Origin of the sequence: Streptomyces sp. NPDC093984, assembly GCF_044764595.1 — a bacterium.
GTDB lineage: Bacteria > Actinomycetota > Actinomycetes > Streptomycetales > Streptomycetaceae > Streptomyces > Streptomyces cynarae.
Map to the genome: position 1 here is coordinate 703,117 of NZ_JBIWIM010000002.1, position 21,146 is coordinate 724,262.

The following is a 21,146-nucleotide window of genomic DNA, read 5'->3' on the forward strand; positions in this document are numbered from 1 at the left end:
CGCACCACCCGTGCTGACCAGCACATCGTCCGGCGCGGCAGGCAGTTCGGCACCCACTGTCGGTGGCCACCGATAGCCTCTCCGTCATGCCCGCTCGTATCACCGACCCCGAGCAGCTCAAGGAGCTCCTCGGCATCCCCTTCACCCCGGAGCAGACGGCCTGCATCACCGCGCCGCCCGCCCCGCAGGTGATCGTGGCCGGAGCCGGGTCGGGCAAGACCACGGTGATGGCGGCCCGCGTGGTGTGGCTCGTCGGCACCGGTCAGGTCGCCCCGGAGCAGGTCCTCGGCCTGACCTTCACCAACAAGGCGGCCGGTGAACTCGCCGAGCGTGTCCGCAAGGCGCTGATCAAGGCGGGCGTCACCGACCCGGACGTGATCGACCCGGACGACCCGCCGGGCGAGCCGGTGATCTCCACGTACCACGCCTTCGCGGGCAGGCTCCTCACCGACCACGGCCTGCGCATCGGGCTCGAACCCACATCACGCCTGCTCGCCGACGCCACCCGCTACCAGCTCGCCGCACGCGTGCTGCGGGAGGCGCCGGGCCCCTATCCGGCGCTGACCCGGTCCTTCCCGGACCTCGTCGGCGACCTCCTCACGCTCGACGCCGAACTGGCCGAGCACCTCGTGGCTCCGGAGGACCTGCGCGCCCACGACGCCGGGCTGCTGCGCACCCTGGAAGGCGTCCGGCTCACCAACGCCGACCTGCGCAAGGTTCCCGAGACGGCCGCCGCCCGCCGGGAACTCACCGAGCTGGTGATCCGCTACCGGGCGGCCAAGCGCGAGCGGGACCTGCTCGACTTCGGCGACCAGATCGCCCTCTCCGCCCAGCTCGCGGGCCTCCCCGAGGTGGGCCGCATCCTGCGGGACGAGTTCCGCGTGGTCCTGCTCGACGAGTACCAGGACACGTCGGTGGCCCAGCGCGTCCTGCTCGCCGGACTGTTCGGCGGCGGCAGCGGCCATCCCGTGACCGCCGTCGGCGACCCTTGCCAGGCGATCTACGGCTGGCGCGGAGCCTCCGTCGCCAACCTGGACGACTTCCCCGAGCACTTCCCGGACGCCGACGGCCGCCCCGCGACCCGCCAGGCCCTCAGCGAGAACCGCCGCAGCGGCGGCCGCCTCCTCGACCTCGCCAACGGCCTCGCCGCCCCCCTGCGCGCGATGCACGCGGGCGTGGAGGCCCTGCGCCCCGCCCCGGGCGCCGAGCGTGACGGCCTGGTGCGCTGCGCCCTGCTGCGCACCCACTCCGAGGAGATCGACTGGATCGCCGACTCCCTCGCCCACCTGGTGCGCACCGGCACCGCTCCCGGTGAGATCGCCGTCCTGTGCCGCACCGCGACCGACTTCGCTCAGATCCAGGGCGCCCTCGTCGCACGCGACATCCCGGTCGAGGTCGTGGGCCTGTCCGGACTGCTGCACCTGCCCGAGGTCGCCGACCTCGTCGCCGTCTGCGAGGTCCTGCAGGACCCCGGCGCCAACGCCTCCCTGGTCCGCCTCCTCACCGGGCCGCGCTGGCGCATCGGCCCCCGCGACCTCGCGCTCCTCGGCCGGCGCGCCCGGGTTCTCGTGTCGCACGCGCGGGTGGACGGCGACGACGACCCGGACCGCAGGCTCGCCGCCGCCGTCGAGGGCGTCGACCCGTCCGAGGTGATCTCGCTCGCGGATGCCCTCGACACCTTCCTCGAACTGCCCATGGAGGCCGACCGGGAGGACGACGGGCTGCCGTTCTCGCCCGACGCGCGCGTACGGTTCGCACGGCTGGCCGCCGAACTGCGCGACCTGCGCCGCTCCCTCGCCGACCCGCTGATGGACGTCCTGCACCGCGTGCTCGCCGTCACCGGCCTGGAAGTGGAGCTGTCCGCGTCCCCGCACGCGCTGGCCGCCCGCCGCCGCGAGACCCTCTCGAACTTCCTGGACATCGCCGCGTCCTTCGCCGCCAACGAACCGGACGCCAGCCTTCTGGCGTTCCTCGGCTTCCTGCGCACCGCCGCCCAGTACGAGAAGGGCTTGGACAACGCCCTCCCCGGTGGCGAGAACACAGTCAAGGTGCTCACCGCTCACAAGTCCAAGGGCCTGGAGTGGGACGTCGTCGCCGTCCCGGGGCTGGTCAAAGGAACCTTCCCGAGCGCCCAGGGCCGAGAGAAGTGGACCGCGCAGGGCAAGGTGCTGCCGCACGCGCTGCGCGGCGACGCCGACACCCTCCCCGACGTCGAGACCTGGGACTCCCGCGGCCTGAAGGCCTTCCACGAGGCCATGAAGGAACACCAGCACACCGAGGAGCTGCGCCTCGGTTACGTCACCTTCACCCGTCCCCGCTCCCTGCTGATCGGCTCCGGCCACTGGTGGGGCCCCGCCCAGAAGCGCCCCCGAGGTCCCTCGGACTTCCTCCAGGCCCTCTACGAGCACTGCGAGGCCGGGTACGGCGAGATCGAGGTGTGGGCCGACCCGCCCGCCGAGGACGAGGAGAACCCGGCACTCCACGAGGCCGCCACCGACCACGCCTGGCCGCTCCCGCTGGACGAGGCGGCCCTGGCCCGCCGCCGCGCCGCCGCCGTGACCGTACTCGCCCACCTGGAGCAGGTCGCCTCACACGAAGACGCCCACCCGGCGGCCGATCACGACCCCTCCGCGTACGACGACCCGGAATGGCCGCCACCGCCGGACGACGAGGACCTCTACGACGACCTCGACGGGGAGGAAGCCGCCCACGGCGCGTTGCCGCCCGCCGAGGAGGAAGCCGCCTGGGACGACCACCCCGAAGAGGACGCCTCCGACTGGGACTCCTGGACGACCCACCGTGCCACGGCCCCCCACGCGCGCGTACCCGCGGGCGAGGGCACCCCCACCGTCCCGCACGCCCGGCGGCACCCGTCCGAGGACGCCCCCGCGCTCACCCCGGAGGAGGCCCGCACCGTCGCCTCCTGGGACCGCGATCTGGACGCCCTCACCGGAGAGCTGCTGCGCGCCCGCGCGGCCGTCACCGACGTGCCGCTGCCGCCGTCGCTGACCGCCTCCCAGGTGCTGCGCCTGGCCGCCGACCCGGATGGGCTCGCACAGGAACTCGCACGCCCCATGCCCCGCCCCCCGCAGCCGGCGGCGCGCCGGGGCACCCGATTCCACGCCTGGGTGGAGGCACGCTTCGAGGAGTTGCGGCTGCCCGTGCTGGAGCCGGAGGAGCTGCCCGGCAGCGACGCCGAGATCGCCGACGAGCGCGACCTGGAGGCCCTCAAGGACGCCTTCGAACGCACCCCGTACGCCCATCGGACCCCGTACCGAATCGAGGCGCCTTTCCAGCTCGGCATCGCCGGCCGCGTGGTGCGGGGCCGCATCGACGCCGTCTACCGCGTGGACGGCGAGGACGGCACGCAGTACGAGATCGTCGACTGGAAGACCAGCCGGGCCCGCACCGCCGACCCGCTCCAGCTCGCCCTGTACCGGCTCGCCTGGGCAGAGCAGCAGGGCGTGCCCCTGGACGCCGTCAGGGCCGCGTTCCTGTACGTCCGCAGTGGCGAGGTCGTAAGCCCCGAGGGACTCCCGGACCGGGCCGCCCTCGAGCGGCTGTTGCTGGCCGGCCCCTCCGGTGGGGAACCGGCGGACCAGGATGTCGGCGCGGGCCGATAGGCTCGTGACCATGAGCGAGACCCCGGACAGTGCCGTCCGCACGTACATCGACAGCCACCGCGCCGCCTTCCTCGACGACCTCGCGGAGTGGCTGCGCATCCCGTCGGTGTCCGCCCAGCCCGAGCGCGCGGCGGACGTGCGGCGCAGTGCCGACTGGCTCGCGGCCAAGCTCCGGGAGACCGGCTTCCCCACGGCCGAGGTATGGCCGACCGCCGGAGCCCCCGCGGTCTTCGCCGAGTGGCCCTCCGACGACCCGCAGGCACCCACCGTCCTCGTCTACGGCCACCACGACGTCCAGCCCGCCGCCCGCGAGGACGGCTGGGACAGCGACCCCTTCGAACCGGTGATCCGCGACGGCAGCCTGTACGCGCGCGGGGCGGCCGACGACAAGGGCCAGGTGTTCTTCCACACACTCGGCGTCCGCGCCCACCTCGCCGCCACCGGGCGTACCGCCCCGGCCGTCCACCTGAAGCTGCTGATCGAGGGCGAGGAGGAATCCGGCTCCCCGAACTTCCGCACCCTCGTCGAACGGCACGCCGACCGGCTCGCCGCCGACGCGGTGATCGTCTCCGACACCGGCATGTGGTCCGCGGACACCCCCACCGTCTGCACCGGAATGCGTGGCCTCGCCGAATGCGAGATCACCCTGTACGGACCCGAGCAGGACATCCACTCCGGGTCCTTCGGCGGCGCCGTGCCCAACCCGGCCACCGCGGCCGCCCGCCTGGTCGCCGCCCTGCACGACGAACACGCGCGCGTGGCGATACCGGGCTTCTACGACGGCGTCGTCGACCTCACCGACCGCGAACGCGAACTCTTCGCCGAACTGCCCTTCGACGAGGAGCAGTGGCTGAGGGCCGCCCGGTCGACCGCCACGTACGGGGAGGCGGGACACACCACGCTGGAGCGCATCTGGGCCCGCCCCACCGCCGAGGTCAACGGCATCGGCGGCGGCTACCAGGGCCCCGGCAGCAAGACGATCATTCCGTCCTCCGCCATGGTCAAGCTCTCCTTCCGGCTGGTCGCCGGCCAGGACCCCGACCACGTCGAGAAGGTGGTGCGCGCCTGGGCGGCGGACGCGCTGCCCGCCGGGATACGGCACGAGATCACGTTCGGCTCGGCCACCCGCCCCTGCCTGACGCCCCTCGACCACCCCGCTCTGCAGTCCGTCGTACGCGCCATGGGCCGCGCCTTCCAGCAGCCCGTCCGCTTCACCCGCGAGGGCGGATCCGGACCCGCCGCCGACCTCCAGGAGGTCCTCGGCGCACCCGTCCTGTTCCTCGGCATCTCCATCCCCTCCGACGGCTGGCACGCGCCGAACGAGAAGGTCGAACTCGATCTGCTCCTCAAAGGCGTGGAAACCGCCGCATACCTGTGGGACGACCTGGGGGAGAACCGGCGCGATACCGACTGACGAAGGCGCGGGGCACAGGGTCGCCCGGGCGAACCGTCCGGCGCGGCACACTGGAAGGGCCGCCCCGCCCGCCTCAGGCCCGCCCGACCCGGTCCCCGCCCGACCTAAGCCTCGCTGAACCGCCCGCCGAAACCACCGTTGCACCGGGGGAGTTGGAAGCACTCGTGACCACCTGGACCGACCACACCGCCGACCGGCCCATCTCGCTCACCGCGCCGAGTGGCATCGACCGGGCCGCCCACCACCGGCTCGACGAGGCATGGCTCGCCGCGGCATGGAGCCACCCCTCGACGCGTTGCTTCGTGGTCTCCGGGGGCCAGGCCCTCATCGACGAGACGCCCGACGGCCGGACCGAACTCGTCATGACCCCCTCCTTCGAGGCACCGCTCACCGAGGCCCACCGTTACTTCCTGGGCACCGACGCGGACGGCGTCAGCTACTTCGCCCTCCAGAAGGACGCACTTCCCGGCCGGATCGACCAGTCGGCGCGCCCGGCCGGCCTGCGCGAGGCCGGACTGCTGCTGTCCCCACGCGACGCCGGCCTGATGGTGCACGCGGTCGCGCTGGAGAACTGGCAGCGCCTGCACCGCTTCTGCTCGCGCTGCGGCGAGCGCACGGTCATCGCGGCCGCCGGCCACATTCGCCGCTGCCCCGCCTGCGGCGCCGAGCACTACCCGCGCACCGACCCGGCGGTGATCATGGCGGTCACGGACGACGACGACCGCATCCTGCTCGGCCGCCAGGTGCACTGGCCCGAGGGCCGCTTCTCGACCCTCGCCGGCTTCGTCGAACCGGGGGAGTCCATCGAGCAGTCGGTGCGGCGCGAGGTGTTCGAAGAGGTCGGCATCACCATCGGCGAGGTCCAGTACATCGCCAGCCAGCCCTGGCCCTTCCCGTCCAGCCTGATGCTCGGCTTCCTCGCGCACGCCACCACCACGGACATCGACGTCGACGGGGACGAGATCCACGAGGCCCGCTGGTTCTCCCGGGAGGAACTGCGCTCCGCGTTCGAGACCGGAGAGGTCCTGCCGCCGTACGGAATCTCCATCGCGGCCCGTCTGATCGAGCTCTGGTACGGCAAGCCCCTGCCGACCCGGAGCGTCTGACCTGGTGCCGGCGCGCACGAACGACCCGTACTGGAACCACAACGTCCACTACCACCCAGCGGTCCTCGCCGCAGTCCCCGACGACTGCGGCGCGGCTCTGGACGTCGGCTGCGGCGACGGCCTGCTCGCCCGGAAGCTCGCGTCGAGGGCGGGATCCGTCACGGGCGTGGACCGCTCGCCGGACATGATCCGGCTGGCGCGCCGGGACGTGCCCCCGAACGTCACGTTCCTCGAAGCGGACTACCTCGACGACGCCTCGCTGCCGGAAGGCGGGTACGACTTCGTCAGCGCGGTCGCCGTCGTGCACCACGCGGCCTTCGAGGAGGCGGTGGGGCGTCTGGTGCGGCTCACGGCACCCGGCGGCCGACTGGTGATCGTCGGGCTGGCGTACAACCGGACATCCATGGACTGGGTGATCAGCGGCTGTGGCCTGTCGGCGAGCCGGCTTCACGCGCTGCTGCACGGAGGCAAGCGCGGCCCGGTCGGCATGCCGATCGAGGACTCGACCATGCACTGGGGTCAGGTCCGGAAGACTGCCCGGCAACTGCTGCCCGGTTGCCGGTTCCGCCGCAGGCTCCTGTGGCGGTACACGCTGATCTGGGACAAACCACAAGAAGGCGGCCCCTGAGACATCTCAGGAACCGCCTTCCGCGCGGGGCCGGCCCCTGCGGCCGTTACGCGCCGATCTTCTGCTTGACCTGTGCCAGCGACGGGTTCGTCAGGGTCGTCCCATCCGGGAACAGCACGGTCGGGACCGTCTGGTTTCCGCCATTCGCCTTCTCCACGAACGCGGCCGACTCCGGGTCCTGCTCGATGTTGATCTCGTTGTACGCGATTCCCTCACGGTCCAGCTGGCTCTTCAGCCGACGGCAGTAGCCGCACCACGAGGTGCTGTACATCGTCACAGTGCCCGACATGTCGGTTGCGCTCCTTTACGGCTATGGTGCGTGGTCGCTGAGGAGGCAACGTCCGTGAAGGTTCCACCATTCCCCGCCCGCGCCGACGTGCGCACCGACGTGACGGCCGTCGTATGGGCGTGATGGCTGTCGCAGTCGTATTAGTACGACCGTAACCGTCCGCCTGTGGACAACCGCCGCACCCGCCTCCGCCGACCTGGCAGCATGGCGGGGTGACAGCAGCAAGGCATTCCACCCTCTTCTCCCCGGTTTCCGGCAGTTCCCCGTACTCGGCTCCGCCGAGCGGGGCGGACGCCGTGCTCGAAGGGCTCGACCCCGAGCAGCGCGAGGTGGCGACCGCCCTGCACGGACCGGTGTGCGTGCTGGCCGGCGCCGGCACCGGCAAGACACGGGCCATCACCCACCGCATCGCCTACGGAGTGCGGGCCGGCATCCTCCAGCCCTCCAGCGTGCTCGCTGTCACCTTCACCAACCGTGCCGCGGGCGAGATGCGCGGGCGCCTCCGCCAGCTCGGTGCCGCCGGCGTCCAGGCCCGTACCTTCCACTCCGCCGCCCTGCGCCAGCTCCAGTACTTCTGGCCGAAAGCGATCGGCGGCAGCCTCCCGAAGATCGTCGACCGCAAGGTGCAGATCGTCGCGGACGCGGCCACCGCCTGCCGCATCCGTCTCGACCGCAACGAGCTACGGGACGCCACGGCCGAGATCGAATGGTCCAAGGTCACCCAGACCGTCCCCGCCGACTACGCCGCCGCGGCCGCCAAGACCGGCCGCGAAGCGCCCCGCGACCCCGCCGAGATCGCCCAGCTCTACGCCGCCTACGAAGACCTCAAGCGGGAACGCGGCGTCATCGACTTCGAGGACGTCCTCCTCCTCACCGTCGGCATCCTCCAGGACCGGCACGACATCGCGGAGGAGGTCCGTGCCCAGTACCAGCACTTCGTCGTCGACGAGTACCAGGACGTCAGCCCCCTGCAGCAGCGTCTGCTGGAGTTGTGGCTCGGCGACCGCGACAACCTGTGCGTGGTCGGCGACGCCAGCCAGACGATCTACTCCTTCACCGGCGCCACGCCCGATTACCTGCTCGACTTCCGTATCCGCCACCCAGGAGCCACGGTCGTCAAGCTGGTCCGGGACTACCGCTCCACCCCGCAGGTCGTCCACCTCGCCAACGGCCTGCTCGCCCAGGCCCGGGGGCGCGCCGCCGAACACCGCCTCGAACTGGTCTCGCAGCGCGACCCCGGCCCGGAACCCGTCTACACGGAGTACGCCGACGAGCCCGCCGAGGCGGAGGGCGCCGCCCGCCGCATCCGCGACCTGCTCGCCGACGGTGTGCCCGCGTCCGAGATCGCCATCCTGTTCCGCACCAACTCCCAGTCCGAGATCTACGAACAAGCCCTCGCGGACGTCGGGGTGCCCTATCAGCTCCGTGGCGCCGAACGGTTCTTCGACCGCCCCGAGGTGCGCAAGGCGGGCGTCGCCCTGCGCGGCGCCGCCCGCTTCGGCGCGAACGACTCCCTCCTCGACGACGCCGTCGACCTGCCCTCCCAGGTGCGTGCCGTCCTTGCGGGCGAAGGATGGACATCCGTGCCGCCCGCGGGCTCCGGAGCCGTCAGAGAGCGGTGGGAGTCGCTGGCCGCGCTCGTGAACCTGGCCCAGGACTTCGCCGCGGCCAAACCCGGCGCCACCCTCGGCGACCTGGTGGCGGAACTCGACGAGCGGGCGAACGCCCAGCACGCCCCGACCGTGCAGGGCGTCACCCTTGCCTCCCTGCACTCCGCCAAGGGGCTGGAGTGGGATGCCGTCTTCGTCGTCGGGGTCGCCGAGGGCATGATGCCCATCACCTACGCGAGGACCGACGAGCAGATCGAGGAGGAGCGCCGCCTCCTGTACGTCGGCGTCACCCGCGCGAGGGAACGCCTCCACGTCTCCTGGTCCCTGTCCCGCTCACCGGGTGGCCGCCCGGTGAGACGGCCGAGCCGCTTCCTCGACGGACTGCGTCCCGGCTCCTCCGCCACCACCGGCCGTACCTCCACCGGGGGCACCGGAGGCATCGAACGGGGCGTCAGCGCCTTCAGCACGGCCGCCACGGCCCTCGCCCCACGCCGTACCAGCAGAACTCCGGCCCGCTGCCGGGTCTGCGGGCGCACGCTGTCCGAGGCGGGGGAGATGAAGCTGATGCGCTGTGACGACTGCCCCTCCGACATGGACGAGGGCCTGTACGAACGGCTGCGTGAGTGGCGGTCGGTGCAGGCGCAGCGCAGCGGGCAGCCCGCGTTCTGCGTCTTCACCGACAGGACGCTGATCGCGATCGCCGAGGCCACGCCCGCCGATGAACGTGAACTGGCCCGCATTCCGGGGGTCGGAGCGCGCAAACTGGGCCGCTACGGAGCCGATGTTCTGGCCATCTGCGCAGGTCGCGATGTCGGGGAACAGGACAACGGTGACTGATACCAACTCGTCGAAAAAATAGTTTGCGCATGCCCCAGCGATCCCCATAGGTTCTTAGCCACGGGGACAGCGGCCTTCTCGGAGGCCCTGATTCCGTGTTGTACTTGCATATCCGTCGGACTGGCTCACCCCAGTCCCCCGAGACGCCGAGAGGAGGCGATTGAAGTGATCAGCATCAGCACCCGCTCCACCAGCACCGCCAAACTGACCGATCGCTCGGTCGTCTCCACGTGCATGCTCGGCGCCTCCGACCTGGGCACCGGTCTGTCCGGCATTCGTGCCGTGCGTCCGGCGTCCTCCCTGTCTCTCGCGGGTCTTCCCATCCGCGAGCGCAATGAGCGACCGACCAAGGCACTGGAAGCAGTAGTGGCACAGGCCCATGCCTATGCCTTTGCGGCGGCCGGTGCCGGATTCCGGAAGCAGACGACGCAGCACCACCTGATGTGGGCCTTCCGTGGGCCAGAACCCTGGAGTGATCCAGCCTGATCGATGATCAGGCCGGCGCCTTCAGGGCCGCGGAACCCCATCCGGGATCCGCGGCCCTTCTGTTTTCCCCGAACGGGGACGGCGGAGCGAAGGGGCCTCGGGACAAGAAAAGAACCCGGTACCAGCCGCCACCCGGTCCGATCGGACCGGAACGACCAGACGAGGAAGACGAACCGTGCAACTCGAAGCGCACGCCCCGTCCGTACCGCCTTCCGAAACGATCCCCCCGCCCGGCCTCACGGAGGACTCCACCTTGACCCCGCTCACCGCGCTGACCGCGCTCGACGACGCCATCGAGAACCTCGGCGTACCCGTCCCGTGCCGCTCGTACGACCCGGAGGTCTTCTTCGCCGAGTCGCCGGCCGACGTCGAGTACGCCAAGTCCCTCTGCCGTACCTGCCCGCTGATCGAGGCCTGCCTCGCCGGCGCCAAGGAGCGGCGTGAGCCCTGGGGCGTCTGGGGTGGCGAGCTCTTCGTCCAGGGTGTCGTCGTCGCCCGGAAGCGGCCGCGTGGCCGCCCGCGCAAGAACCCGGTCACGGCATGAACACCGCAGGAACGATCGACCGCCCCCTCACGCACGACCCCAAGAAGCAGGCCCCGATGAAGCCGTCCACGAGTGAGCCCATGGGCTCCGCGATCCCAGACGTCACCACCAGCGGCGCGAACGCCTCGCGTCAGAACAGGACCCGAGAGATGCAACTCATCCCAGAAGCCCTGGCTCGTGCGCATATGCACGAGCGGCTGCACGAGGCCGAGCGGGAACGCCAGGCGGTGCGTCTGGCGGTGGCCCGCCGGATGCAGCGCCGGGCCGAGCGCGCCTCGCTGCGCGCCCGCCGAGCGCTCGCCATGGCCGTGATGCAGTAGCCGACCGCCGTCGGCACCAGGACAACCACGCAGGGGCCGGCCCGAGGGGCCGGCCCCTGCGGCGCGTTGGGAGATGCGGGGCGAACCGGTCGCCCACGGGCAGCCCGGACCGGTGCGGGGCCAGGCCGGTCAGGCCTCCGCCGCCGGCTCCTCCTCCGGTGCCTCATCCGGCAGGAAGCCCGGCAGCCACTCCTCCAGTTCGTCACGCAGGCGGACCGTCGCGCCCAGCTGGCACAGCACGCCGATCGTGCTCAGGGTCACCCGGTGGATGAGGAGGTAGGCCGGAGGAAGGTTGAGCTGCTTGCCCAGCTGGTGGGCGGGTGAGCGCGGGTCGGCGATACGGGCCGCCTGGCTGCGCATCCAGCCGCGGGTGAAGGTGAATTCCTCCGCCTGTGCCGGTTCGATGATCGGGAGGAGGTAGTCGAGGACCGCGTCGGGGTCGAGTGCGATGGACTCCTTGACGAAGCCCTCCTCGCAGAGCAGTTCGTACACCGATTGGGCGTCCCCCTCCAGGGTCATGCGCAGGGAGTGCCCGATCGGGGTGGGCAGGCCGCCCGGCAGGCGGTCGACCGTGCCGAAGTCCAGGACGCCGAGGCGCCAGCCGTCCTTCCCCTCACCGCGGCGGGGGCCGGGCAGGAGACGGAAGTTGCCCGGATGCGGGTCCGCGTGGAGCAGGCCCGTACGGGCCGGACCAGAGAAGAGGAAGCGGGCCAGCAACTGCCCGGCGCGGTCCCGCTGCTCCGGGGTGCCGTCGGCGATCACCTCCGACAGCGGTATGCCGTCGATCCACTCGGTCACCAGGACCTGCTCGCACTGGTGCACCACCGCCGGCACCGTGACGTCGGGGTCGCCCGCGAACTCCTCCGCGTGGGCCCGCTGCGCCTGCGCCTCCAGCCCGTAATCCAGCTCCTCCGAAACCCGGTCGCGCAGCTCCGCGATCAGCGGCTTGATGTCCATGCCCGGGATCAGGGGGCCCAGCAGACGGGCGAAACGGCTGAGTTGGTTCAGGTCGGAGAGCAGGGCGTCGCCCGCGCCCGGGTACTGGACCTTGACCGCGACCTCGCGGCCGTCGTGCCACACCCCGCGATGCACCTGCCCGATCGAGGCCGCCGCCGACGGCTTGTCCTCGAATTCCAGAAACAGGTCCTGCCAGTCCGCGCCGAGCCTCGCCTCGAGGACCCCGTGCACCGTGCGCGTCGGCATCGGCGGGGCCGCCTCCTGAAGCTTGGTCAGGGCCGCGCGGTAGGGGCCGGCGACCTCTTCGGGGAGCGCCGACTCGAAGACGGACAGGGCCTGCCCGAACTTCATCGCGCCGCCCTTGAGCTCCCCGAGCACCTTGAACAGTTGTTCGGCTGTGCGCTGTTGAAGTTCGCGGCCGACCATCTCCGCGGACTCGCCGACGATCCGTTTGCCGAGCCCCCAGGTAGCCCGCCCGGCGAAGCCGAGCGGGAGCGCGGCGAGCTTGGCGGTCCGGGTGACCGCCTTCCGGGGAAGATCAGACATGCGCCCTCCAAGTCCCAGACAGCCGTGCCGCGTGTGCCTTGCGGGAGAGGTTCCTCGACGGCCGTTGCTCCGCCATTGTCTCGCGCGGCTCCTCGTCCTTTGAGGTGTGTCCTTCGTTACCTCTCTCCGTCGCGCCGCATCCGCATGCGGGATGCGCCCACACCGGCCGGGCGTGCCAATCGAACCGGGGTACGGACGCCTCCCAGCGTGCGCCCGAGCTGGCGGGCTCGGAGCCGTCCAGGAAGGCGAGCGCGTGCCCGACGGCGACTCCCGCGACGGCGGTCGCCAACGCCAGGTCGCACGCCTGGACCTGGGGCGGGCGCCCCGAGCGCCACTGGGCGACCAGACGTGGCCAGGTCTCGTCCCGGTCGGCGCGCCCCCGGTCGAGGCAGCCGGCGCAGCTCGTCTCGCCCGGCAGGACGAACGGGCCGACGATGCCCGTGCCTTCCGCGACACCCGCATACAGATGGGGTGTTCCCGAGGCGATCAGCGGTTCCGCGCCGAGCGGGTCGGGAGCGTGCACGTCGACGCCGTCGCGCGGGGCGAGGATCACCAGCGAGAAGCCGGGGTCCGGGTCGTCGTGGAGAGAGCGGCGCGCGGCGCGTTCCCGGCGCGGGGACCGGTCGGGGGCGGCCGCGCGGACCGCACGGCGGGCCGCCTCCTCTCTGCGCTCGCCGATCGCGTCCGCCAGCAAGCCGCCCGGGGCCACGTCCCACGGCTCGACGCAGCCGGTGTCGCGGACGTCGACCTCGCCGACGCCGACGCCCGCGAGGAGCGAGGCGAGGAGGACGCCCACACGGCCCGCGCCGCGGACCTGGACGCGGAGGGAGCGGCGGGCGGCCAGACGCCGGGCGGCCTCGCCGGGTGAGCGGGTGACCAGGGACAGGGATGCCAGATCGGCACGGAGGCGGTCGAGGAGGGTCGCCTTGCCGCGGAGGCTGTCGGCCTGCGGGCCACCGCCGGTGGCGTCGTCGAGCAGGCCCGCGCCCGACAGACTGCCCACGAGCGCGTCGACGTGTCCGTCCGGCAGGCCCATGCGGCGGGCCTCCTCGCGCAGCAGCGGCAGCCCGCGGGTGCCGTCGAGCAGGGTGAGGAAGCTGCCCGTCGCGGTGTCCACCGGTCCCAGCACCATCGCGTGCGCGGGTGCCATCCCGAACTGGACGGTGTTCAGATCGCGCCAGCCGCGCCGCAGCGCGGGCTTCACCATCGGATGCATGACCGGCCCCCGTAGTCCGTAATGCGCCAGTACGTCGTCATGTGGCGGCGGATGTGTCGGTCCGCCGACGCATGCCAGCATGCCTGGACCCGGCGGGAGCGTGCCGAGAGTTGTCCACAGGCGGAGGCGTTCGTCATATGAATCAAGTGCGCGGGGGTGGGGATAGGTGCGGAACCGCGCCGGAGGCGGGACTTCCCCCGTGTGCAGCGGGTAACGTCGGGGCGTGCCCGCCGACCCACCACACCGTGCCGGAAAGCCACAGCGCAGCACGACGAGCCAGCCGCCGAGCGGCTCGGGGACGAGCGCGATCGAGGTTCGCAGAAGCGCGCGACGCCGTAGAACGGTGTCCGCGTACCGCGAAGGTGATCGCACCGTCGTGCTCATCCCCGCTCGGATGTCCAAGGCGGAGGAGCAGCGCTGGGTGACCGTCATGCTCGACAAACTGGCCGCCCAGGAGAGCCGCCGGGTGATCGGCGACGCCGATCTGGCCGAGCGCGCCGAGCGGCTGTCGCTGCAGTACCTGGACGGCCGGGCGCGGCCCGCCTCGGTCCGCTGGGTCACCAACCAGAACACACGCTGGGGCTCGTGCACCCCGACCGAGGGCAGCATCCGTCTGTCGCACCGGCTGCAGGGCATGCCCGAGTACGTCATCGACTACGTCCTGCTGCACGAGCTCGCACATCTGCTCGTACCGGGACACGGGCCGCGTTTCTGGCGGTTGCTGGAGGCGTATCCGCGCACCGAGCGTGCCCGCGGCTATCTGGAAGGGGTGGTCGCGGCCGACCGGCTGCCGTACCGGCCGGCGCAGGACGAGGAGTAGAGGCGCCCCGCCCGCACCGGTCTCAGCGGTCGTACGAGTCACTTCCGTACTCCGCGCGCACGCCGCAGAGCGGCCAGAAGCAGTCGGGTCCTCGCGACGATGCGGTTGTGTACCGGGTCTGTACCGGCTCGCTCCGCTCCGTGCGTTTGCCGTTAGCCTGGCGCGACGCACTCGCATTCGGGATGGGGGACGGTCGTTACGCATGGCCAGGGAATTCCAACGCGGCCACAAGGCCAGGATCAGTGACCTCACGGCGGGCACGGACCTGTACGTAGGGGTGCAGATCTCCGGGCCGGGACTGGCCTTCGACATCAGCTGCTTCGGGCTGGACGCCGACGAACGGCTCTCGGACGACCGGTACTTCGTCTTCTTCAACCAGCCGAAGACGCCGGAGGAGGCCATTCAGCTCCTCGGTCCGCAGGCGGGGGACACGGAGTCCTTCCGGGTCACGCTCGACAAGATCCCGCCGCACATCCACAAGCTGTCCTTCACGGCGACGATCGACGGCACCGGACAGATGTCGCAGATCGGCCCCGGGTACCTGCGTATCGTCGCGGGCGGCGAGGAAGTGGCCCGCTACCCCTTCAGCGGCTCGGAGTTCACCACCGAACGCGCCGTCATGCTGGGCGACTTCTACCTCAAGGACGTCTGGCGGTTCGCCGCGGTCGGGCAGGGTTTCGACGGCGGCCTCGAGGCACTGCTGAAGAACTTCGGCGGGGAGGTCCTCGATGAGGAGCAGACGCCCGCCCCGCAGCAGCCGCGGACCGGAGCCGCCCCGGGGTTCGCCCCGCCGGCGTTCGCCGCCCCCGCCGCACCTGCTCCGGCGCCCGCACCCCCCGCACCTCCGGCACCCGCTCCCGCGCCGATGCCGCAGCCCGTCCCCCAGGGCTACGCGCCGTCTCAGGGAGCCAATCCGCACGCCCCGGCGCCCGCTCCCTCCGTGCACGCCGCGCCCACCATCGTCGCGCCCCTGAACACGCCTCCCGCCGGAGCCGTGCCGCCGCCGGGCCCGGCGCCGCACGCCCAGCCGCCCGCTCCGCCCGGCCCCCCGCCCGGATACGGACAGCAGCCGGCCGCGTCGATGCCACCCGGATACGCACAGCAGCCGCCGTACGGCCAGGCTCCCGGCCAGTACCCCGCCCCGCCCGGCGCCCCCTCCCCGTACGGCGCTCCCCAGGGCGCTCCGCAGGCCGCCGGTGTGGCCGCCGCGTTGCAGGCGTTCAAGGAGACGCCCACCGGGCAGCGGTGGACGCAGCAGAACAAGAAGCTCGTCCGCGTGGACCTCGGCATCGGCGGCCAGCCCGTACTGGCCCGCCAGGGCAGCATGGTGCTCTACCAGGGCAAGGTCGACTTCGGCTACAAGGGCGCCGGCTTCGCCGGGCGGATCGTGGGCAACGCCACCGGCCAGGAGATGCAGCTCATGCGCTGCACGGGCCAGGGGCAGGTGTTCCTCGCGGAGAACGCCACCGATCTGCACCCGATCGAGCTCCAGGGGGACGCGATCTGTGTCTCCGCGGAGAACGTCCTCGCCTTCGACGAATCCCTCCAGCACGAGGTGCGGCGCATCGAGGGGCACGGCATCCCCGGGGGCGCCCTGTTCACCATGCAGTTCCAGGGGACCGGCACGATCGTCGTCAAGACGCACGGCGCACCCGTGGTGCTGCCCGTCACCCCGACGACGTTCGTGGACTCCAACGCCGTCGTCGCCTGGTCGGCCGCCGCCCAGGTGATCGTCTCCAGTCAGGTGCGCATGCGCCGCAACGCCTACCCGGGCCACACCGGGGAGGGCGTCAACCTGCAGTTCCGCGCCGCGCCCGGCAATTTCGTCGTCGTCCAGCCGTACGAGGTCTGAGGGAGCCCGTCATGAACCAGCCGCTCGCGGGCTACGCCCCCGCACCCGTCACCGCCCGCATGGAGAACCACGGCAGCCACATGCTGAAGGTCGCCATGCAGACCGGAAACGACCTCCTCGCGCGCGTCGGCTCGATGGTCGCCTACGAAGGGTTCATCCAGTACGAGCCCAACCCGCCCGCCGTGCGCCAGGTCGCGCGGGACTGGATGACCGGCGAGGGTGCGCCCCTGATGAAGTGCTCCGGCGACGGTCTGCTCTACCTCGCCGACTACGGGGCGAACGTCGTCGTCATCAACCTGGGCGGCGACGCGATCTCCGTGAACGCCACCAACCTGCTCGCCTTCGACGCCCACCTGCAGTGGGGTGTGGAACGCGTCAAGGGACTCGCCAAGTTCGCCGGACAGGGCCTGTGGAACACGAAGATCTCCGGGCAGGGCTGGGTGGCCCTTACCTCCCGGGGCACCCCGATCGTGGTCGACTGCGGCGGAGGCGAGGACGAGACGTACGTCGACCCGGACGCCCTCGTCGCCTGGTCACCGAACCTCAAGGTGAAGGGCAAGCGCAGCTTCAAGGCGCAGTCGCTCATCGGGCGCGGCAGCGGCGAGGCCTACCAGATGGCGTTCTCAGGGCAGGGCATCGTGGTCGTCCAGCCCAGCGAGGACAGCACCGACCGCCTCCGGATCCGGGGCTGAGGGGGAAACCGCACACCATGCAGAGCTCGCTTTTCGCCTACAACGAGCAGCAGACCCAGGAGCGCTACAGCCTGCAGAACCCGCAGATGCTGCGCGTCCTGATGGAGGGCCACGACGACGTCCTGGCGCGCAAGGGCACCATGGTCGCCTACCAGGGGCTCATCGAGTTCGACGCCGAGTACCAGAGCGGCGGTCAGCGGCGTGCGCGTGCCCACACGGGCGAGGGCCTGGACCTGATGCGCTGTCACGGACAGGGCACCGTCTACCTCGCCAACCTCGCCCAGCACGTGCACATCATGGACGTCGAGCAGGACGGGCTGACCGTCGACAGCAGTTACGTCCTCGCGATGGACTCCTCGCTGCACCATGAGGTCATCGCCGTCGACAGCCTGTACGGGATCTCCGGCTCCGGCAAGTACCAGCTCAACATCACCGGCCGCGGCAAGGTCGCGCTGATGACGTCGGGTGCGCCGCTGCTGCTGCAGGTCACGCCGGACAAGTACGTCAACTGCGACGCCGACGCGATCGTCGCCTGGTCCACCGGCCTGCGGGTGCAGATGCAGGCCCAGACGCACTCCTCCGGGGTGTGGCGGCGCCGCGGCAACACCGGTGAGGGCTGGGAGCTCAGCTTCATGGGCAACGGCTTCGCGCTGGTGCAGCCCAGCGAGCTGCTGCCGCCGCAGAACGCCCAGATCGGGCAGGGGCTGGCCGCGCAGTTCGGCATGGGGCAGCAAGGGGCACGGGGACAGAACCAGGGCAACGTCTGGAGCTGAGCATGAGTGAGGGGTGACCGCAGCGGCGGTCACCCTTGCCCGTTCACACCTTCACAGCCTGGCGCGCGTCGCCTCCAGCAGCCGTACGACGGAGTCGTCCGCCACGTCCGCCACCTCGGCGTACGGGAACCAGCGCAGGTCCAGGGACTCGTCGCTGATCGCCTCCACGGCACCGGCCGGGGCGAGCGCCGCGTACTGGACGTCGAGGTGCCAGGCGCACGGCGTGTGATGCCGGTCCAGGCGCACCGGCCCGCCCGGCAGCAGGATCAGTCCCTCGATGCCCGACTCCTCGGTCGCCTCGCGCTGTGCCGCGTCCGCCAGCGTCGCGTCGTCCGGCTCGCAGTGGCCGCCCATCTGCAGCCACATCCGGATCTTCTTATGGAGGGTCAGAAGCACCCGGCCGTGCTCGGGGTCGATCACCAGTGCGCTCGCGGTGATGTGCCCGTCCCCACAGGACTTCCACATGCCGTCCGGGTGCGCCTGGAGGTGATCCAGATAGGCCTGGCGCAGCTCTTCCTGGTCCTCGTAGGACTTGAGCACGAGGACCGCGTCGTCGTAGAGGCTCACTCGGCGTCGTCACCCTCGGCTTCGCCGTCGTCCTTCTTCTTCAGGTCAGGCTTCGGAGCGGAGCCGTCCGCCGCCTCGCCGAGCATCTTGTCCAGCTCGGAGAAGTCGATCTGCTCGCGGTGTACGAAGCCGTCCGGGTCGTCCAGGTCGGACGCCGTCGGCAGCATGTCCGGGTGGGCCCACAGGCCGTCCCGGCCGTCCACACCGCGCGCGTCCGTGAGCGACGCCCACAGACGGGAGGCGTCCCGCAGCCGGCGCGGGCGCAGCTCCAGGCCGATCAGCGTGGCGAACGTCTGCTCGGCCGGGCCGCCCGAGGCGCGACGGCGGCGCAGGGTTTCGCGCAGTGCGTCCGCGGAGGCCAGGCGCGGCTTCGCGGCCGCGTGCACCACCGCGTCCACCCAGCCCTCGACGAGCGCCAGCGCCGTCTCCAGACGGGCCAGGGCCGCCTTCTGCTCCGGTGTGTCCTCCGGCTGGAACATGCCCTGCTGGAGCGCCTGCTGCAGCTCCTCCGGGTTCTGCGGGTCGAACTGGCCGACCACGTCCTCCAGCTTCGCCGTGTCGACCTTGATGCCGCGGGCGTAGCCCTCGACGGCGCCGAACAGGTGCGAGCGCAGCCACGGCACGTGCGCGAACAGGCGCTGGTGGGCGGCCTCGCGCAGCGCGAGGTACAGCCGCACCTCCTCCTTGGGCACGCCCAGATCCTTGCCGAACACCTCGACGTTCAGCGGCAGCAGAGCGGCCTTCCCGGCCGGGCCGAGCGGCAGACCGATGTCGGTGGAGCCGACGACCTCGCCGGCGAGCACACCGACGGCCTGTCCGATCTGCGTACCGAACATGGCGCCGCCCATGGAGCGCATCATGCCGATCAGCGGGCCCGCCATGGCCTGCATCTCCTCCGGCAGGACGTCGCCCATGGCCGCGCCGACGCGCTCGGCGACCGGGTCGACGAGCTCCTTCCACACCGGCAGGGTGGCCTCGACCCACTCCGCGCGGCTCCAGGCCACCGCGGAGCCCGATCCGGACGGCAGCGACGTCGCGTCGTCGAGCCACAGGTCGGCCAGGCGGACGGCCTCCTCCACGGCGGAGCGCTCGCCGGGGCTCACGCTCTGGTCCTTGGTGCCGTCGGGGGTGCCCTGGGAGACCGTCTGGCGGGCGATCTGCTTGGCCATGTCCCAGTTCACCGGGCCGCCCTCGTAGGAGAGCATCTGGCCCAGCTGCTGGAAGGCGGCGCCCAGGTCGGTGGGGTTCAGGGAACCGAACATCGCTGCGAGCGGGTTGTCGGCTCCGGCTCCGCCGGCTCCGGGCAGCCCGAAACCGAACGGGTTGGCCGGTCCCTGACCACCGCCGCTCTGCTGGTCCTTCTTCTTGCCCTCGTCGCCGTTCTCCGGCTCCTCCGGCGGAAGGCCGAATCCGAATGGGGTGTCACTCACGGGATTCCTCGGCTGGTAAGGCCACCGGTTCCTTCCGGCGGCTGGCTGCCCGACAACACCACCCAGCGTAGACACCTTGACCCGATCGGGCCTGGGTGCTTCGCCGACTCCCGGCCTGCGGCAGGATGGATGCCACCTGGTACGCACGCGTGCTTTGCGTCCGTATGGAAGACAACCGCTGGAGACGCCCGGTGAGTTCCCCAGATCCGCAGGTTCGCGCAGCGCGAAACCATTCAACCAGTCCCGCCATCCGCGGGCCCGTCGTCGCGGTCACCGGCGCCGCGTCCGGGGTCGGCGCGCTGCTCACCGAGCGGCTCGCCGCGTCCGACGAGATCAGGCAGGTCGTCGCCATCGACGAGCGGCGCGGGGAGTGCGCGGCGGCGCGGTGGCACATCCTGGACGTGCGGGACCCGGCGATCGCGGAGAAGCTGCGGGGTGCGGACGTGGTGGTGCACCTGGCGCTCGACCTGGACCTGGAGACGGACCCGGCGGCGCGTACGGCGTACAACGTGCGCGGAACGCAGACCGTGCTGACCGCGGCGGCGGCCGCCGGGGTGCACCGGGTGGTGCTGTGCACGTCCGCGATGGTCTACGGGGCGTTGCCGGACAACGAGCTGCCGCTGTCGGAGGACGCCGAGCTGCGGGCGACGGCGGAGGCGACCGGGGTCGGAGACCTGCTGGAGATCGAGCGGCTCGCGCGGCGGGCGCCGAGGGCGCATCCGGGGCTCAACGTGACCGTGGTGCGGCCCGCTGTGCTGGTCGGGGGCACGGACACGGCGCTGACCAGGTACTTCGAGTCGCCTCGGCTTCTGGTGGTGGCGGGGTCGCGGCCGGCGTGGCAGTTCTGCCACGTCGAGGACCTGTGCAGTGCCCTGGAGTACGCCGTTCTGGAGAAGGTGGAGGGGGAACTGGCCGTCGGGTGCGAGGGGTGGCTGGAGCAGGAGGAGGTCGAGGAGCTGAGCGGGATCCGGCGGATGGAGCTGCCGTCCGCGGTCGCGCTGGGCGCGGCGGCCCGGCTGCACCGGATCGGGCTGACGCCGTCGCCGGCCGGGGACCTCGCGTACACGATGTACCCGTGGGTCGTGAGCGGGAGTCGGCTGCACGACGCCGGGTGGCGGCCGAAGTGGACGAACGAGGAGGTGCTGGCCGAGCTGCTGGAGGAGGTGGCCGGGCGGCACACCGTGGTGGGGCGGCGGCTGGGACGCAAGGACGCGACGGCGGCGGGAGCCGCGGGGGCGACGGTCGCTCTGCTGGGTGCGGCGGCGGTGGTGCGGAGAGCACGGAAGGCGCGGCGGAGGGGCTGAGGGGTTGGCTGGGGGGCCGAGGGGGATCGCCCCCGCCGCCCTTGTCCTTCCCATCCCCCGGGGCTCCGCCCCCCGGTCCCCGCCGGGGACTGCGTCCCCTGCACCCTTGCTCGGGAGCTACGCCCCCAGACC

The 21,146-nt window shown here is 71.9% G+C and carries 18 protein-coding genes; 13 read left to right on the forward strand and 5 right to left on the reverse strand.

Annotation, left to right across the window (positions count from 1 at the left end; translation table 11 throughout):
- Window positions 1–86: 86 nt before the first annotated feature.
- The 4 genes from ACIRC0_RS10970 to ACIRC0_RS10985 all read left to right on the forward strand — a co-directional run bounded on the left by ACIRC0_RS10970 (window position 87) and on the right by ACIRC0_RS10985 (window position 6,771).
- Window positions 87–3,623: a UvrD-helicase domain-containing protein gene (locus tag ACIRC0_RS10970; protein ID WP_403614146.1), complete on the forward strand. Its 3,537-nt coding sequence runs from the start codon at window positions 87–89 to the stop codon at window positions 3,621–3,623.
- Window positions 3,624–3,633: 10 nt separating this feature from the next.
- Window positions 3,634–5,037, forward strand: coding sequence for a dipeptidase (locus tag ACIRC0_RS10975; RefSeq protein ID WP_403614149.1), 1,404 nt, complete (start codon window positions 3,634–3,636; stop codon window positions 5,035–5,037).
- Between the two features lie 164 nt (window positions 5,038–5,201).
- On the forward strand, window positions 5,202–6,143 hold the full coding sequence (nudC, locus tag ACIRC0_RS10980; RefSeq protein ID WP_403614152.1) for an NAD(+) diphosphatase: 942 nt from the start codon (window positions 5,202–5,204) through the stop codon (window positions 6,141–6,143).
- A 4-nt stretch (window positions 6,144–6,147) separates the two neighbouring features.
- On the forward strand, window positions 6,148–6,771 hold the full coding sequence (locus ACIRC0_RS10985) for a methyltransferase domain-containing protein (protein ID WP_403614155.1): 624 nt from the start codon (window positions 6,148–6,150) through the stop codon (window positions 6,769–6,771).
- A gap of 46 nt (window positions 6,772–6,817) precedes the next feature.
- Here the strand turns inward: ACIRC0_RS10985 and ACIRC0_RS10990 are convergent, their stop codons facing one another.
- The gene (locus ACIRC0_RS10990; protein WP_403614157.1) at window positions 6,818–7,060 is read right to left on the reverse strand and encodes a mycoredoxin; all 243 of its coding nucleotides are present in this window, start codon (window positions 7,058–7,060) and stop codon (window positions 6,818–6,820) included.
- A gap of 212 nt (window positions 7,061–7,272) precedes the next feature.
- Between ACIRC0_RS10990 and ACIRC0_RS10995 the strand changes: the two genes are divergently transcribed.
- The 4 genes from ACIRC0_RS10995 (at window position 7,273) to ACIRC0_RS11010 (ending at window position 10,857) form a co-directional block, all read left to right on the forward strand.
- Window positions 7,273–9,507 (forward strand): ATP-dependent DNA helicase UvrD2, encoded by a 2,235-nt coding sequence (locus ACIRC0_RS10995; protein WP_403614160.1) that lies wholly within the window; start codon window positions 7,273–7,275, stop codon window positions 9,505–9,507.
- Window positions 9,508–9,672: 165 nt separating this feature from the next.
- Window positions 9,673–9,993 carry a hypothetical protein gene (locus tag ACIRC0_RS11000; protein WP_403614162.1) on the forward strand — a complete coding sequence of 107 codons (321 nt, stop codon included), beginning with the start codon at window positions 9,673–9,675 and terminating at the stop codon, window positions 9,991–9,993.
- A 175-nt stretch (window positions 9,994–10,168) separates the two neighbouring features.
- Window positions 10,169–10,537, forward strand: coding sequence for a WhiB family transcriptional regulator (locus ACIRC0_RS11005; protein WP_019072119.1), 369 nt, complete (start codon window positions 10,169–10,171; stop codon window positions 10,535–10,537).
- The gene (locus tag ACIRC0_RS11010) at window positions 10,534–10,857 is read left to right on the forward strand and encodes a hypothetical protein (protein ID WP_403614164.1); all 324 of its coding nucleotides are present in this window, start codon (window positions 10,534–10,536) and stop codon (window positions 10,855–10,857) included. The genes ACIRC0_RS11005 and ACIRC0_RS11010 overlap by 4 nt, the downstream gene beginning before the upstream one ends.
- Before the next feature lie 129 nt (window positions 10,858–10,986).
- Here ACIRC0_RS11010 and ACIRC0_RS11015 read toward each other — a convergent pair whose 3' ends face one another.
- Window positions 10,987–12,360: an ABC1 kinase family protein gene (locus tag ACIRC0_RS11015; RefSeq protein WP_403614166.1), complete on the reverse strand. Its 1,374-nt coding sequence runs from the start codon at window positions 12,358–12,360 to the stop codon at window positions 10,987–10,989.
- Window positions 12,353–13,576, reverse strand: a complete 1,224-nt coding sequence (locus tag ACIRC0_RS11020; RefSeq protein WP_403614169.1) for a ThiF family adenylyltransferase — start codon at window positions 13,574–13,576, stop codon at window positions 12,353–12,355. The genes ACIRC0_RS11015 and ACIRC0_RS11020 overlap by 8 nt, the downstream gene beginning before the upstream one ends.
- 223 nt (window positions 13,577–13,799) lie before the next feature.
- Here ACIRC0_RS11020 and ACIRC0_RS11025 point away from each other — a divergent pair, with 223 nt between their 5' ends.
- The 4 genes from ACIRC0_RS11025 (at window position 13,800) to ACIRC0_RS11040 (ending at window position 17,713) form a co-directional block, all read left to right on the forward strand.
- The gene (locus ACIRC0_RS11025) at window positions 13,800–14,396 is read left to right on the forward strand and encodes a M48 family metallopeptidase (RefSeq protein WP_403614172.1); all 597 of its coding nucleotides are present in this window, start codon (window positions 13,800–13,802) and stop codon (window positions 14,394–14,396) included.
- A gap of 202 nt (window positions 14,397–14,598) precedes the next feature.
- On the forward strand, window positions 14,599–16,248 hold the full coding sequence (locus tag ACIRC0_RS11030; protein WP_403614175.1) for a TerD family protein: 1,650 nt from the start codon (window positions 14,599–14,601) through the stop codon (window positions 16,246–16,248).
- 11 nt (window positions 16,249–16,259) lie between these two features.
- A complete protein-coding gene (locus ACIRC0_RS11035; RefSeq protein ID WP_403614178.1) occupies window positions 16,260–16,940 on the forward strand; it encodes an AIM24 family protein in 681 nt (226 codons plus the stop codon).
- Window positions 16,941–16,957: 17 nt separating this feature from the next.
- Complete coding sequence (locus ACIRC0_RS11040) at window positions 16,958–17,713, forward strand: AIM24 family protein (RefSeq protein WP_403614181.1); 756 nt, start codon at window positions 16,958–16,960, stop codon at window positions 17,711–17,713.
- A gap of 51 nt (window positions 17,714–17,764) precedes the next feature.
- On the opposite strand, the gene ACIRC0_RS11045 is transcribed toward ACIRC0_RS11040, so the two are convergent.
- Window positions 17,765–18,280, reverse strand: coding sequence for an NUDIX hydrolase (locus ACIRC0_RS11045; RefSeq protein ID WP_403614183.1), 516 nt, complete (start codon window positions 18,278–18,280; stop codon window positions 17,765–17,767).
- The gene (locus ACIRC0_RS11050; protein WP_403614185.1) at window positions 18,277–19,710 is read right to left on the reverse strand and encodes a zinc-dependent metalloprotease; all 1,434 of its coding nucleotides are present in this window, start codon (window positions 19,708–19,710) and stop codon (window positions 18,277–18,279) included. The genes ACIRC0_RS11045 and ACIRC0_RS11050 overlap by 4 nt, the downstream gene beginning before the upstream one ends.
- 191 nt (window positions 19,711–19,901) lie before the next feature.
- Between ACIRC0_RS11050 and ACIRC0_RS11055 the strand changes: the two genes are divergently transcribed.
- The gene (locus ACIRC0_RS11055) at window positions 19,902–21,014 is read left to right on the forward strand and encodes an SDR family oxidoreductase (protein ID WP_403614187.1); all 1,113 of its coding nucleotides are present in this window, start codon (window positions 19,902–19,904) and stop codon (window positions 21,012–21,014) included.
- Window positions 21,015–21,146 lie beyond the last annotated feature (132 nt).